Origin of the sequence: Streptococcus sp. HMSC078H12 (genome assembly GCF_001814615.1) — a bacterium.
GTDB lineage: Bacteria > Bacillota > Bacilli > Lactobacillales > Streptococcaceae > Streptococcus > Streptococcus salivarius_F.
The window spans coordinates 443116-455517 of sequence record NZ_KV817316.1; the positions used below are offsets into that span (position 1 = coordinate 443116).

The window sequence follows — 12402 nt, forward strand, 5'->3', positions numbered from 1 at the left end:
AGAAGAAAAAGCCAGTTCAACTGAACTTGGCTTTTTAAAATACACGATATACATAAGGATTGTCAGGCTGACCAACCTCTTTGACCTCAGTCAAATTGAGAATAGGCAGGCTCTGTTTGAGATTTTGATAGTAATCCACAGTGATGGTACCAGTGACTTTTACCCAGGTATTGTCCTTAAAGGTTTGGTCACTTCCTGTCGTCGCCAGTCCGTAAACACCTGAATCGGCGATACAGTGGATAATTCCGAAACGGAAGATGAACTGATAACCCTTGGTTTGTGGGTCATTGTAGACAAAACCGGTATAGGTGACCTTCTTGCCCACGAAATCGTTAGGATAGAGGTAGATGAGCTCCATGACTTCCATGTAATTTTCCGTGGTAATCTGGATGGTGTCACGTCCCTTGTACTTGGCGAGCTCTCTGGTCATTTCCTTCTCATAAGCTGAGGAGGTGAAGTAGGAGCTGGTGTCCGGCTTCAAGTACTGAATAGTCGTTCCCTCTTGGTCGGCCTGATTAGGATCGCTCCCTGCCGCCAGTGGAAAATGGTAACCCTTAGCTGATACGGTATTGGCATCCAAGGTCACTGTTGGCACCAAGAGCCCAGTGAGGACTGGAAAGGCCAAGAGAACGATGCTGGCTACCTTGGCTACTCGACCTGACAAATGTGAGTGAACTTTTATCTGCTTCATCCAAACGATGAGTTGAACCACAGCAAGGATAAAGGACAGCACCATGGAAATGTAGGCCAAGTAGGAGTAGTGGATGTTAATGTACTGGTTGAGCTTGCCAGAAACTTGCAAGTACATGACGAGCTCAAAATACCCAGATAAGATGAGAAAACGTAACATTAAATCACCCCCAATAGCAGACAGTAAATGATTGTCACCAGACTTGCGGTTCCTACGAAGAGACCGACAAAGCGTGTCTTAAACTGGTGTTTCATCATAATCAAGTTCTTGATATCAACCATAGGACCAATGATGAGAAAGGCCACCGTTGGTGCCACTCCGAAACTAGAGAGTAGCGAAGCTCCGATAAAGGCATCGGCCTCTGAACAAAGGGAGAGGATGAAGGCCAAGAGCATCATGATCAGGATGGCTGTCACTGAATTATGACCGATGGTCGTGAGGATACGGGTCGGTAGGTAGGTCTGCATACTTGCTGCCACCAAGCTCCCAAAAATCAAGTAACGCCCAGTGTCAAAGAACTCGTCAACCGCATGAACCAGAGCTTGAAAGGTTTTCTTACCAGCTGACAAACCACTATAGTCGTGCACATGACTGGCCTTACGATTGTCCTTGAGAATCTGGTCATCCACCACAAAGCCCAGTAAGATTCCCAAAATCATGGCAATCAAGAAAGCCCCGACGAAACGTAAAAGCACGTAGTACCAAGAGTTCCCAAAGGCCGTGTAGGTGGCAAAGAGAACGACTGGATTAATGATAGGAGCAGTTGCCATGAAAGGAATAGCCGTGTAGCTAGGCACTTTTTTCTCTAAAAAGCGTGTGATAATTGGAACAATCCCACACTCACAAGAAGGGAAAATAAAACCAATCAGAGTTCCAAAGAGAATAGCCAGGACCTTGTTTTTAGGAAGGAAGTTTTGGACCTTTTCAGGAGTCACAAAGACCTCGATAAAGCCAGATAGGATACTTCCCAGCAAAACAAAGGGCAGAGCTTCGATAATAATCGATAGAAAAACTGCCAGAAGCTGCAGAACGCTATCTGGTAGTTGATGAAAAATAGCCATAAAAATTATTTCTTCTTATCTTCTTGAAGACGTTTATCCTTCTTAGGATCAGTTCCCGCCTTTTCAAAATCAGGGATAGCCGCAAAAGATGCCATCATGCTTTCAAGTTCATTTGTTTTTTTCTGAATAACTGCCATAAAAAGCCTCCGAGTTAATTAAGATACTAAGGGCGTTATTTCTGACAGAAAATTAGGGCATCAGACGAAGAAGCTCTGCTTCTAGGAAGATGCATCTATTTTCCGAAAGAAATAGCCCGAGTTCAGTTACAAAAGATACTAAGGGCGTCCTTTCCGAAAGAAATAGCCCCTAACAATAGGTTTACTTTTCTATTATACTACCTCTTGCTTAAAATTTCTCGCTTCAGCTACAAGGTTTTCTCCCCAAGCAAATCTCCTATCGTGGTATAATAGAACTTATGGAAAATCGTAATTTAGAGACATTGGCTCAGGAATTGGGCCTAAAAAAACAACAAGTTGAAACTGTTTTAGAATTGACCGCAGAAGGCAATACCATCCCCTTTATCGCCCGTTACCGTAAGGAAAAAACAGGCAATCTGGATGAAACGCAAATCAAGGCCATCATTGATATGGACAAGTCCTTGACTGCTCTTCAAGACCGTAAGGAAACAGTTCTTGCCAAGATTGAGTCTCAGGGCAAATTGACTGATCAACTTAAAGCAGCTATTGAAGCCGCTGAAAAGTTGGCAGACGTGGATGAACTCTACCTTCCCTATAAGGAAAAACGCCGCACCAAGGCAACTATTGCCCGTGAAGCAGGTCTCTTCCCCTTGGCTCGTCTTATCTTGCAAAATAGTCCTAACCTCAAGGCTGAAGCTGAAAAGCTGACATCTGAAGCCTTTCCAACAGCCGATAAGGCACTTGCGGGTGCTGTGGATATTTTGGTTGAGGCTTTTTCTGAGGATAACAGTCTTCGTTCTTGGACCTACAACGAAATCTGGAATAACAGTGACATTACGTCGACCCTCAAGGATCAATCTCTGGATGAAAAAGAAACCTTCAAGATTTACTATGATTTTGCGGATAAGGTGTCTAAACTCCAAGGTTACCGTACTCTGGCCCTTAACCGTGGTGAGAAACTAGGCGTTATCAAGGTAAACTTTAAGCATAATATTGAGAAAATGCATCGTTTTTACAGTGCCCGTTTTAAGCAAAAAAATGATTATATCGAGGAAGTTATCAATCAATCTCTCAAGAAGAAAATCATCCCAGCTATGGAGCGTCGTATCCGTAGCGAGTTGACTGAAGCAGCAGAAGATGGAGCCATTAATCTTTTCTCTCAAAATCTTCGCAGCCTTCTCCTAGTATCACCACTTAAAGGTAAGATGGTACTCGGTTTTGACCCAGCCTTTCGTACAGGGGCTAAGTTGGCCGTGGTTGACCAAACTGGTAAGCTCATTACAACGCAAGTTATCTATCCAGTGGCTCCAGCCAGTCAGGCTAAGATTGCCCAAGCTAAGAAAGACTTGGCTGATCTCATTAAGAAGCATGCCATTGAGATTATCGCTATCGGTAATGGAACAGCCAGTCGTGAAAGTGAAGCTTTTGTGGCAGAAGTTCTCAAGGATTTCCCAGAGACTTCATATGTCATTGTCAATGAAAGTGGTGCCTCTGTTTACTCTGCTTCAGAGTTGGCCCGTCATGAGTTCCCAGACTTAACGGTCGAAAAACGCTCTGCTATTTCCATTGCCCGTCGTCTCCAAGACCCATTGGCTGAGTTGGTTAAAATTGACCCTAAATCAATCGGAGTAGGCCAATACCAGCATGATGTTAGCCAGAAGAAACTCTCTGAAAATCTTGATTTCGTCGTCGATACCGTGGTTAACCAGGTTGGTGTTAATGTCAATACGGCAAGTAGTACCCTCTTGTCACACGTGTCAGGACTCAACAAGACCATCTCTGAAAATATCGTCGCCTACCGTGAGGAAAATGGTGAGATTGCATCGCGTGCTGAAATCAAAAAGGTCCCACGTCTTGGTGCCAAGGCCTTCGAACAAGCTGCAGGTTTCCTTCGTATTCCAAATGCCAAGAATATCTTGGATAATACGGGAGTCCACCCAGAGTCCTACCCAGCGGTAAAAGCCCTCTTCAAGCAGTTGGATATCACAGACTTGGACGATTCTGCCAAGGCAAAATTGAAGGCTCTTAATCTTAAAGAAACAGCGGAAGGATTGGGACTTGGACAGGAAACCCTCAAAGATATCATTGCTGACCTTTTGAAACCAGGCCGTGACCTCCGTGACGATTTTGAAGCACCAGTGCTTCGTCAAGATGTTCTTGAACTCAAAGACTTGTCAGTAGGACAAAAACTTGAAGGAACGGTCCGTAACGTTGTGGACTTTGGTGCCTTTGTGGATATCGGTGTCCACGAGGATGGACTTATCCACATCTCAGAGATGAGTAAGAGCTTCGTTAACCACCCAAGTCAGGTCGTATCTGTTGGGGATTTGGTTACCGTGTGGGTATCAAAAGTTGATTTAGAGCATGAAAAACTCAATCTCTCCTTGGTGAATCCACGTGAATCTAACTGATTATGTTAAGACTGTTTCTATAGAAGATTTTGGTTGGGAATTTAAGCATCAAGCCTTGTGGAACAAGCGTCTCCGAACCACTGGAGGTCGGTTCTTTCCCAAGGATGGTCATTTAGATTTTAACCCAAAACTCTATGAGGAACATGGTCTTGAAACCTTTCGAAAAATCGTCCGCCACGAACTCTGTCATTACCACCTTTATTTTCAAGGGAAGGGCTATAAGCATGCGGAGAGAGATTTTAAGGACTTACTAGCCAAGGTTGATGGCCTTAGATACGCTCCAAAGATGCAAGGGCAAGTGGAGAACTATTATCTCTATCAGTGCCAATCCTGTGGTCATACCTACCGTCGAAAACGCCGTGTCAATACACAGAAATTTGGCTGCGGTCTGTGTCGAGGCAAGCTCATTTTTCTAAATCAGTCCTAGGGCTGATTTTTTTAGTTTTAAAAAATCATATAATTAAATCAAAGAAATGATGGGAGAAGAAGACAATGTCAAATCGTTTTTATAAGACACGAAAAAATAGACTCGTCGCCGGTGTTGTTGCAGGTTTGGCAGATAAGTTTGGCTGGGACCTAGCTCTGGCTCGTATCTTGGCTATCATTCTCATGATTTCAACGCAGTTTGGAATCTTCTTATATTTGGTTTTAGCCTTCCTCCTTCCTTACAAAGAAGATATTTATCCCGAAATCAAACTCAAGGATGGACGCAAACGTAAAAACGCTGAACCTGTTGAAGATGAGTGGAATTGGTAAGTAACTGTTAATAGATATTGACCTGTGATTGGCCCTGGTGCTAGTCACAGGTCTTTTTTGCTTTGAGAACCGCATTGAAAACCTTTTTATGATACAATGAAACTAGTAAATAATCGGAGGAAATAATATGACAGTAACCGTTAAAATGTTGGTTGACAGGCTTAAACTCAAGGTTGTCTATGGGAATAAGGATCTTTTGGCAAAAGCGATAACAACGGCTGATATCTCTCGTCCTGGGTTAGAAATGACGGGCTATTTTGACTATTATTCACCTGAACGACTTCAGTTAGTAGGAATGAAGGAGTGGTCCTACCTTAAAACCATGACTGACGATAACCGTTATTCTGTTTTTACTAATATGTTTAAAGCGGAAACTCCAGCTGTTATAGTGGCGCGTGGTCTTGAGGTTCCGGAAGAGATGCTTCGAGCCGCTAAGGAAAATGGCGTAGCCGTTCTTCAAGGCCGTAGCGGAACATCATCACTTTCAGGTGATATGTCTTGGTACCTCAATGCACAGTTGGCGGAACGTACCAGTGTTCACGGTGTTTTGGTTGATATCTACGGCATGGGTGTTCTCATCCAGGGTGACTCTGGTATTGGTAAGAGTGAAACAGGGCTCGAGCTAGTCAAACGTGGTCACCGCCTTGTCGCTGACGACCGTGTGGATGTCTATGCTAAGGATGAGGAAACTCTCTGGGGTGAGCCTGCGGAAATCCTCCGCCATCTTCTTGAGATTCGCGGAGTTGGTATCATTGATGTCATGAGTCTCTACGGAGCTAGTGCTGTCCGTAATTCTTCTCAAGTTCAGTTGGGCATCTATCTTGAAAATTTTGAAGACGGTAAGGTCTTTGATCGTCTTGGAAATGGGAACGAAGAAATTGAATTGCAAGGCGTTAAGATTCCACGTGTCCGCATCCCTGTTAAGACAGGCCGTAACGTATCAGTCGTTATCGAAGCTGCAGCCATGAACTACCGTGCTAAGCAAATGGGATTTGATGCAACCAAAACCTTTGAGGAGCGTTTGACCAACCTCATTAGTAAGAATGGTGAAGACTAATGTTAGCTACTATTGATCCTATTGCTCTAAGACTTGGCCCCATTAGTATTCATTGGTATGCCATCTGTATTGTATCTGGTCTCTTACTTGCTGTTTATCTGGCTCAGCGTTGGGCTCCTGAAAAGGGAATTGACCCTGAAAACATCTTAGATTTTATTCTTCTTGCCTTTCCTATAGCCATTGTTGGTGCTAGGCTCTACTATGTGATTTTCCAGTGGTCTTACTACAGTCAAAATCCTTCAGAAATTTTTGCGATTTGGAATGGTGGGATTGCCATCTATGGTGGCTTGATTGCTGGAGCAGCTGTTCTCTATTGGTTTGCTAAACGTCATGCCATTGCTGTCTTAGATTTTCTAGATATCGCGGCACCTGGCGTTATGATTGCTCAGAGTATCGGTCGCTGGGGAAACTTTATTAACCAGGAGGCCTACGGAAAAGCAGTTAGTCATCTGAATTATGTCCCAGAATTTATTCGTCAGCAGATGTACATTGATGGTAGTTATCGTGTACCGACCTTTCTTTACGAAAGTCTCTGGAACCTATTCGGTTTTATCATCATTCTAGGACTAAGACGCTTTAATAAGAAACTACGCCAAGGAGATGTGACCTCATTTTACCTTATCTGGTATGGTCTTGGACGCTTCGTCATTGAAGGCATGCGTACGGATAGCCTCATGTTTGCTGGCTTGCGTGTCTCTCAATGGGTCAGCATTGCCATCATTATCTTGGGTACTAGCCTCTTATATTTCCGTAAGCAACGTCCAGAGGCAGATTATAAAATGAAAAACTAGTCATACCGCTCAGACTTTGTTATAATATAATGAAAATTATCATAACAAAGGTTACTGGAAACTGAAGAATCTATTTCAGTTTTCTTGTAGTGACCTTTTAAAAAGGTCAAAGGAGTCCTAAACTATGGCAGAAATTGCATTTCTTATTATCGCAATCGCACTTGCTGCGTTCCTCATTGCATTAATCCCTACCCTACTTCGTACCCGTCATGTGGTTAAAGAAGTTGAAGAAACAGTTGCTGTGCTTCGTACAGATATCAATGTAACCCTTCATCAAACAAATGAAATCTTGGCTAAGGCAAACGTCTTGGTTGAAGATGTTAATGAAAAAGTTCAAACCATCGATCCTCTCTTTGTAGCAGTAGCTGAGCTTTCAGAAAGTGTCTCTGACTTGAATACTGAAGCCCGTTACCTCGGTGCTAAAGCAAGTGCAGCAGGAGCAAGTGTCGGTAAGGCAGGTTCAGCCTTTGCTATCGGTAAGGTTGCCTCAAAACTTTTTGGTAAAAAAGACAAGAAAAAATAAGGAGATCTTTTCATGAGTAAATTTTTAAATACCCTAATCATTGGTGCAGCTTCTGGAGCTGCAGCAGCATACTTCTTTACAACTGAAAAAGGTAAAGCTGTTAAAGCACGTATTGATGAAGAAATCGCTTCATTCAAAGAAGATCCTAAAGCTTATCAAAATCAAGTGGTGGAAAAAGCTAGCGACTACAAAGATTTGGCAGTCGATACTTTCCAAGACTATAAAACAAAATTTGAAAATGGCGACATCACTGCGGATGATTTGACAAAAGCTGTCCAAGAAAAAACAGCTCAAGTTGCTGACTTTGCAAAAGAGAGCTTTGAACTTATCAAAGAGAAAACTGCTCAAGTAACTCCTGAGCAAGCAGATGTTGAAGCAGAAACAAAAGCTATCGTTGATGATATCGTCATTGATATCAAAGATATCTCTGAAGAAGCAGCAGAAGCAAAATAAAAAGAAAGCCCATGAGGCTTTTTTTAGTACGAAAAAAACGTTGACCAAACAGTCAACGTTTTTGTGCTTTATAATATTCGATTAGGACATAAATGCCAATCTGACCAATAACGCTAATGGTAATTGCCCAGAAGAAGGCCCAGAAGGTAGCCACCTGTGCTACCAAGAAAAGGAAGGCAACTAGGACTGTTGAAACACAGAAGCTTGAGATACGTCCAAAGAAAATCATATCTTGTAGCTTAATACTATTACTATTTAAACCCTGATAATCTTGATAATTCGTCGTTTGAGGACGCTCAGTCTCGAAATCTTCGATGTGATCAAATTGACGGTGTAAGTTGTCAGCCATGTCTGCCTCCTTTCTATATAAAATATCTAAATCACTTTTTCGTGTAGGTTAAAATACTTAGTCAGTATTTCACTATTTAGAATCTCATTAATAATACCATAAAAAATTTATATTGCAAAGTTTTTTTTGATTTTTGTGAAAATTGTAGTATTCGAAAACTAATTTAAAATATTTAGATACAGAGTATTGAGCCTAAAAATTCTAAAAAAATCAAATCATTTGTGCTATAATGTGAGTTATGGAAAAAATAGTGATTACAGCGACTGCTGAGAGCTACGAGCAGGCACGTGAGCTCCTAGAACTTGGCGTAGATCGTATTTATATCGGCGAAAAAGCCTTTGGCCTTCGTTTGCCTAAGCCTTTTTCATTCGCAGAAATGCGAAAGATTGCAGAGCTGGTACATGAGTCTGGCAAGGAATTGACTGTTGCCGTTAACGCCCTCATGCACCAAGGTATGATGGATGCTCTTCCAGACTATCTTGATTTTCTTGAAGAAATCAAGGCAGATTATATCACGGTTGGTGATGCAGGAGTTTTCTACATCTGTAACCGTGACAAACGTCCCTTCAAAATGATTTATGATGCTTCAACTATGGTAACCTCTAGCCGTCAGATTAATTTCTGGGGCAAACAGGCAGGAGCATCTGAAGCGGTTTTGGCTCGTGAGATTCCATCTGCGGAACTATTCATCATGGCTGAAAATCTTCAGATTCCAGCTGAGGTTTTGGTTTATGGTGCAAGTATCATTCACCACTCAAAACGTCCACTTCTTCAAAACTATTACAACTTTATCAAAACGGATGAAGCTGTTACCAAAGAACGTGACCTCTTCCTTTCTGAGCCAGGAGATCCAGATTCTCACTACTCAGTTTATGAAGATATGCACGGGACACATATCTTTGCCAACAATGACTTGGATATGATGACTAAACTTTCAGAACTCGTTGAACATGGTTTTGACCACTGGAAGTTGGACGGCGTTTATTGCCCAGGTGAAAACTTTGTAAAAATCACTGAGTATTTTGTGAAGGCTCGTGACCTCATCGAGGCTGGCGAATTTTCACAAGACCAAGCCTTCCTCTTTGATGAGGCTATTCATAAATTACACCCAGCCAACCGTGGTTTGGACACAGGTTTCTACGACTATGAACCTGACCGTGTAAAATAAAAATACTTCCTCCTTCGTTTGAGAGTTTTCCATTTTCAGGGAACGAAGGAGACTTCTAAAAATAAAAATCGACAATCTTGCAAATTGGAGAAATTATGACTACAACTAAAAAACGCCCAGAGGTTTTGGTACCTGCTGGGACTTTGGAAAAATTGAAAGTCGCTGTAAATTACGGCGCAGATGCTGTTTTCGTTGGTGGACAAGCCTATGGTTTGCGTAGCCGTGCCGGAAACTTTACTATGGATGAGCTTCGTGAAGGTATTGAATACGCTCACGCACGTGGTGTTGATGTGCACGTCGCTTCAAACATGGTTACCCATGAAGGAAATGAAAAGGGAGCTGGTGAGTGGTTCCGTGAATTGCGTGATATGGGACTCGATGCCGTTATCGTATCTGACCCAGCCTTGATTGAAATCTGTTCAACCTACGCTCCAGGACTTAATATCCACTTGTCAACGCAAGCATCTGCGACAAACGTTGAAACCTTCCATTTTTGGAAACAGTATGGCTTGACCCGTGTTGTTTTGGCACGTGAGGTTACTATGGAGGAATTGGCTGAAATCCGTAAACGTACGGACCTTGAAATTGAGGCCTTTGTCCATGGTGCTATGTGTATCTCATACTCAGGTCGCTGTACCCTTTCTAACCACATGTCAGATCGTGATGCCAACCGTGGTGGTTGCTCACAGTCATGCCGTTGGAAATATGATCTTTACGACATGCCATTCGGCCAAGAGCGAAAGAGTATCCACGGTGAAGTTCCTGAAGAATACTCAATGTCAGCCGTTGACATGTGTATGATTGAAAATATCCCAGACCTTATCGATAATGGCGTTGACAGCCTTAAAATCGAAGGTCGTATGAAATCTGTCCATTATGTATCAACAGTTGCTAACTGCTACAAGGCTGCTTGTGACGCTTACATGGAAAGTGCAGAAGCCTTCTACGCCATCAAAGATGATTTGATTAACGAACTCTGGAAAGTTGCCCAACGTGAATTGGCAACAGGTTTCTACTACAAGACACCAACAGAAAACGAGCAACTCTTTGGTGCCCGTCGTAAGATTCCACAATACAAATTCGTTGGTGAAGTAGTAGACTTTGATCCAGCTACTATGACAGCTACAATCCGTCAACGTAACGTTATTCTCGAAGGTGACCACGTTGAATTCTACGGACCAGGCTTCCGTCATTTTGAATGTGATATCAAAGACCTTCACGATGCTAATGGTAACAAAATTGACCGTGCACCAAACCCAATGGAACTTCTTACAATTACCGTGCCACAAGAAGTTAAACCTGGTGACATGATTCGTTCAACTAAAGAAGGTTTGATTAACCTCTACCAAAAAGACGGTTCAAGTAAAACTGTTCGTGCCTAATGACAAGACAAATCAATGGCCTCCTGGTAGATGACCAGAGTAGGTGCCAGCACTATCATTCCTTTCTAGATATTGTTGCCTTAAAATGCTTTGAGTGTCTGAAGTATTATGCCTGTTATCAGTGTCATGATAGCTTGGAGGAACATAGCTTTCGAGCTTACCCCTGTCAGTTGAAACAGGACAAGGTCCTTATTTGTGGCGTTTGTCGGCATGAGATGACTATTGAGGAATATCAAGAGGCAGTAGCCTGTCCCAATTGTCATAGTGCCTTCAACCCAGCTTGTTCAAAGCACTATGATATTTATTTTGAAAAATAAAAAGATTGAAGATTCTGTTCCCACGAACAAAGTCTTCAATCTTTTTTTAGTTAAAGTAGCTATGATTTTTTAGTGCTTTTAAAACTGGCTTAGTCACCAAAGCGACAATCAGACCTTTTAAAAGATCAGGAATAATAAAAGGTGTCAAGCCAACAGCCACAGCCGCAGACCAACCCATCTTTCCAAGAAAGTGCAGGCTGAGAATACCGCCAACAAAGACAAGTGCATCACCCAAAACAAAAGCCACAAAGATTTTCCAGATAGGAGTCTCAGCATGAGTTAGTTTTGAAGTGACAAATGCGAAAAATGGATAGGCCAACAAATAGCCAGCTGAAGGGCCAAAGAAGGATTGGAGCCCACCTCCTCCACCTGCAAAAACTGGAAGACCAATGGCACCTAGAATCAGGTAGAGGGTAGCAGCAAGTGTCGCTTCTCTTGGTTTAAGAATGGCAGCAACAAGTCCGACAGCGAAAGTCTGTAGTGTGATTGGAACTGCACCGATAGGAATAACAATTTGAGCCAGTGCGGCAATGATGGCAGCACCAAAAGCTGGAAGAATAAGTGACAGTGTACGATTTTGTGTCATTTCTAGTTAACCTTTCGTAAATAAATAGTTAACTTATTATAGCAAGTGGTTTCAAAATAGTCAACCTAATAATAAAACGAGGTTAACTGATAAACTTAACCTCGTTGTGATATGATTTTTAGACGTTTGATTTCATCAAGTTCAATCATGCTGATGATCTTATCCTGCTCGATAAAGATGGCTTGTCGCTCCCTGTCATAACGGTTGATGTAGCCCTTATAGGTCTTCTGATTGGATGTCAGCATGACCATTTGATTATGATCAATAGCATGATAGATATCGTTAATAAGTTGATTCTGCATTAGGTGGACAGGTTTGCTGTGACCTATTTCCACAAACTGATGAAGCTGATGCTTTACGGCTTCTAAAAAGTTTATCATGGTCATTTCCCTCGTTTCTTGATAAAATAATTATAGCATGAAAGGTGAATTTTTGTGGATAACTTCATTCTAAAACAGACAATTTTCACAGAAAAAAACGAATAAAGCTAGTGGAGGTAAGCAAATGGCAGAATTTTCATTTGAAATTGAAGAAAAACTCTTGGTCTTGTCTGAGAATGACAAGGGTTGGACTAAGGAACTCAATCGTGTGAGCTTTAATGGCGCACCGGCTAAATATGACATCCGTACATGGAGTCCAGGCCATACCAAGATGGGCAAGGGGATTACCCTCAGCAACGAAGAATTCCAAGTTCTCGTTGACGCCTTCAAAAACTAAAAC

The 12402-nt window shown here is 42.2% G+C and carries 17 protein-coding genes; 11 read left to right on the forward strand and 6 right to left on the reverse strand.

The window, feature by feature from the left end; all coding sequences use genetic code 11:
• Positions 1-34: 34 nt before the first annotated feature.
• Genes HMPREF2979_RS03630 through HMPREF2979_RS10425 form a run of 3 tightly spaced genes read right to left on the reverse strand, consistent with a single transcriptional unit; the run spans position 35 to position 1889 of the window.
• Complete coding sequence (locus HMPREF2979_RS03630) at positions 35-850, reverse strand: TIGR03943 family putative permease subunit (protein ID WP_048790719.1); 816 nt, start codon at positions 848-850, stop codon at positions 35-37.
• A complete protein-coding gene (locus tag HMPREF2979_RS03635; RefSeq protein WP_045771836.1) occupies positions 850-1752 on the reverse strand; it encodes a permease in 903 nt (300 codons plus the stop codon). Before HMPREF2979_RS03635 ends, HMPREF2979_RS03630 begins: the two co-directional genes overlap by 1 nt.
• A gap of 5 nt (positions 1753-1757) precedes the next feature.
• A complete protein-coding gene (locus tag HMPREF2979_RS10425) occupies positions 1758-1889 on the reverse strand; it encodes an SPJ_0845 family protein (RefSeq protein ID WP_002885949.1) in 132 nt (43 codons plus the stop codon).
• A 278-nt stretch (positions 1890-2167) separates the two neighbouring features.
• On the opposite strand from HMPREF2979_RS10425, the gene HMPREF2979_RS03640 reads away from it, so the two are divergent.
• The 7 genes from HMPREF2979_RS03640 (at position 2168) to HMPREF2979_RS03670 (ending at position 7880) form a co-directional block, all read left to right on the forward strand.
• Complete coding sequence (locus tag HMPREF2979_RS03640; protein ID WP_070655182.1) at positions 2168-4300, forward strand: Tex family protein; 2133 nt, start codon at positions 2168-2170, stop codon at positions 4298-4300.
• Positions 4287-4727 (forward strand): SprT family protein, encoded by a 441-nt coding sequence (locus HMPREF2979_RS03645; RefSeq protein WP_070655183.1) that lies wholly within the window; start codon positions 4287-4289, stop codon positions 4725-4727. The genes HMPREF2979_RS03640 and HMPREF2979_RS03645 overlap by 14 nt, the downstream gene beginning before the upstream one ends.
• A 65-nt stretch (positions 4728-4792) precedes the next feature.
• Positions 4793-5056: a PspC domain-containing protein gene (locus HMPREF2979_RS03650; RefSeq protein ID WP_070655185.1), complete on the forward strand. Its 264-nt coding sequence runs from the start codon at positions 4793-4795 to the stop codon at positions 5054-5056.
• Positions 5057-5183: 127 nt separating this feature from the next.
• Positions 5184-6113, forward strand: coding sequence for an HPr(Ser) kinase/phosphatase (hprK, locus tag HMPREF2979_RS03655; protein ID WP_070655187.1), 930 nt, complete (start codon positions 5184-5186; stop codon positions 6111-6113).
• Positions 6113-6904, forward strand: a complete 792-nt coding sequence (gene lgt, locus HMPREF2979_RS03660) for a prolipoprotein diacylglyceryl transferase (protein ID WP_070655189.1) — start codon at positions 6113-6115, stop codon at positions 6902-6904. Before hprK ends, lgt begins: the two co-directional genes overlap by 1 nt.
• Positions 6905-7028: 124 nt before the next feature.
• Entirely contained in the window at positions 7029-7427 is a 399-nt protein-coding gene (locus HMPREF2979_RS03665; RefSeq protein ID WP_002885965.1) for a DUF948 domain-containing protein, read from the forward strand.
• Positions 7428-7439: 12 nt separating this feature from the next.
• Positions 7440-7880, forward strand: coding sequence for a YtxH domain-containing protein (locus tag HMPREF2979_RS03670; RefSeq protein WP_002885903.1), 441 nt, complete (start codon positions 7440-7442; stop codon positions 7878-7880).
• Between the two features lie 52 nt (positions 7881-7932).
• Here the strand turns inward: HMPREF2979_RS03670 and HMPREF2979_RS03675 are convergent, their stop codons facing one another.
• The gene (locus HMPREF2979_RS03675; protein WP_002886140.1) at positions 7933-8229 is read right to left on the reverse strand and encodes a DUF3270 domain-containing protein; all 297 of its coding nucleotides are present in this window, start codon (positions 8227-8229) and stop codon (positions 7933-7935) included.
• A 238-nt stretch (positions 8230-8467) separates the two neighbouring features.
• On the opposite strand from HMPREF2979_RS03675, the gene HMPREF2979_RS03680 reads away from it, so the two are divergent.
• The 3 genes from HMPREF2979_RS03680 to HMPREF2979_RS10060 all read left to right on the forward strand — a co-directional run bounded on the left by HMPREF2979_RS03680 (position 8468) and on the right by HMPREF2979_RS10060 (position 11096).
• On the forward strand, positions 8468-9397 hold the full coding sequence (locus HMPREF2979_RS03680; RefSeq protein WP_037603903.1) for a peptidase U32 family protein: 930 nt from the start codon (positions 8468-8470) through the stop codon (positions 9395-9397).
• 95 nt (positions 9398-9492) lie between these two features.
• The gene (locus HMPREF2979_RS03685) at positions 9493-10779 is read left to right on the forward strand and encodes a peptidase U32 family protein (RefSeq protein ID WP_004182776.1); all 1287 of its coding nucleotides are present in this window, start codon (positions 9493-9495) and stop codon (positions 10777-10779) included.
• Positions 10779-11096, forward strand: coding sequence for a CHY zinc finger protein (locus HMPREF2979_RS10060; RefSeq protein WP_083312366.1), 318 nt, complete (start codon positions 10779-10781; stop codon positions 11094-11096). The genes HMPREF2979_RS03685 and HMPREF2979_RS10060 overlap by 1 nt, the downstream gene beginning before the upstream one ends.
• A 46-nt stretch (positions 11097-11142) precedes the next feature.
• Here the strand turns inward: HMPREF2979_RS10060 and HMPREF2979_RS03690 are convergent, their stop codons facing one another.
• Positions 11143-11682 (reverse strand): biotin transporter BioY, encoded by a 540-nt coding sequence (locus HMPREF2979_RS03690; RefSeq protein ID WP_014634210.1) that lies wholly within the window; start codon positions 11680-11682, stop codon positions 11143-11145.
• A 95-nt stretch (positions 11683-11777) separates the two neighbouring features.
• The gene (locus HMPREF2979_RS03695; RefSeq protein ID WP_037603900.1) at positions 11778-12062 is read right to left on the reverse strand and encodes a hypothetical protein; all 285 of its coding nucleotides are present in this window, start codon (positions 12060-12062) and stop codon (positions 11778-11780) included.
• Between the two features lie 124 nt (positions 12063-12186).
• Here HMPREF2979_RS03695 and HMPREF2979_RS03700 point away from each other — a divergent pair, with 124 nt between their 5' ends.
• Positions 12187-12399, forward strand: coding sequence for a YdbC family protein (locus HMPREF2979_RS03700; protein ID WP_070655191.1), 213 nt, complete (start codon positions 12187-12189; stop codon positions 12397-12399).
• Positions 12400-12402: the final 3 nt, after the last annotated feature.

Coding starts and splice junctions, on each gene's coding strand:
- HMPREF2979_RS10060 (WP_083312366.1), top strand. CDS start 10,779: ATGACAAGACAAATCAATGGCCTCCTGGTAGATGACCAGAGTAGGTGC.
- HMPREF2979_RS03695 (WP_037603900.1), bottom strand. CDS start 12,062: ATGATAAACTTTTTAGAAGCCGTAAAGCATCAGCTTCATCAGTTTGTG.
- HMPREF2979_RS03680 (WP_037603903.1), top strand. CDS start 8,468: ATGGAAAAAATAGTGATTACAGCGACTGCTGAGAGCTACGAGCAGGCA.
- HMPREF2979_RS03650 (WP_070655185.1), top strand. CDS start 4,793: ATGTCAAATCGTTTTTATAAGACACGAAAAAATAGACTCGTCGCCGGT.
- HMPREF2979_RS03670 (WP_002885903.1), top strand. CDS start 7,440: ATGAGTAAATTTTTAAATACCCTAATCATTGGTGCAGCTTCTGGAGCT.
- HMPREF2979_RS03640 (WP_070655182.1), top strand. CDS start 2,168: ATGGAAAATCGTAATTTAGAGACATTGGCTCAGGAATTGGGCCTAAAA.
- hprK (WP_070655187.1), top strand. CDS start 5,184: ATGACAGTAACCGTTAAAATGTTGGTTGACAGGCTTAAACTCAAGGTT.
- HMPREF2979_RS03690 (WP_014634210.1), bottom strand. CDS start 11,682: ATGACACAAAATCGTACACTGTCACTTATTCTTCCAGCTTTTGGTGCT.
- HMPREF2979_RS03675 (WP_002886140.1), bottom strand. CDS start 8,229: ATGGCTGACAACTTACACCGTCAATTTGATCACATCGAAGATTTCGAG.
- HMPREF2979_RS03665 (WP_002885965.1), top strand. CDS start 7,029: ATGGCAGAAATTGCATTTCTTATTATCGCAATCGCACTTGCTGCGTTC.
- lgt (WP_070655189.1), top strand. CDS start 6,113: ATGTTAGCTACTATTGATCCTATTGCTCTAAGACTTGGCCCCATTAGT.
- HMPREF2979_RS10425 (WP_002885949.1), bottom strand. CDS start 1,889: ATGGCAGTTATTCAGAAAAAAACAAATGAACTTGAAAGCATGATGGCA.
- HMPREF2979_RS03685 (WP_004182776.1), top strand. CDS start 9,493: ATGACTACAACTAAAAAACGCCCAGAGGTTTTGGTACCTGCTGGGACT.
- HMPREF2979_RS03630 (WP_048790719.1), bottom strand. CDS start 850: ATGTTACGTTTTCTCATCTTATCTGGGTATTTTGAGCTCGTCATGTAC.
- HMPREF2979_RS03635 (WP_045771836.1), bottom strand. CDS start 1,752: ATGGCTATTTTTCATCAACTACCAGATAGCGTTCTGCAGCTTCTGGCA.
- HMPREF2979_RS03700 (WP_070655191.1), top strand. CDS start 12,187: ATGGCAGAATTTTCATTTGAAATTGAAGAAAAACTCTTGGTCTTGTCT.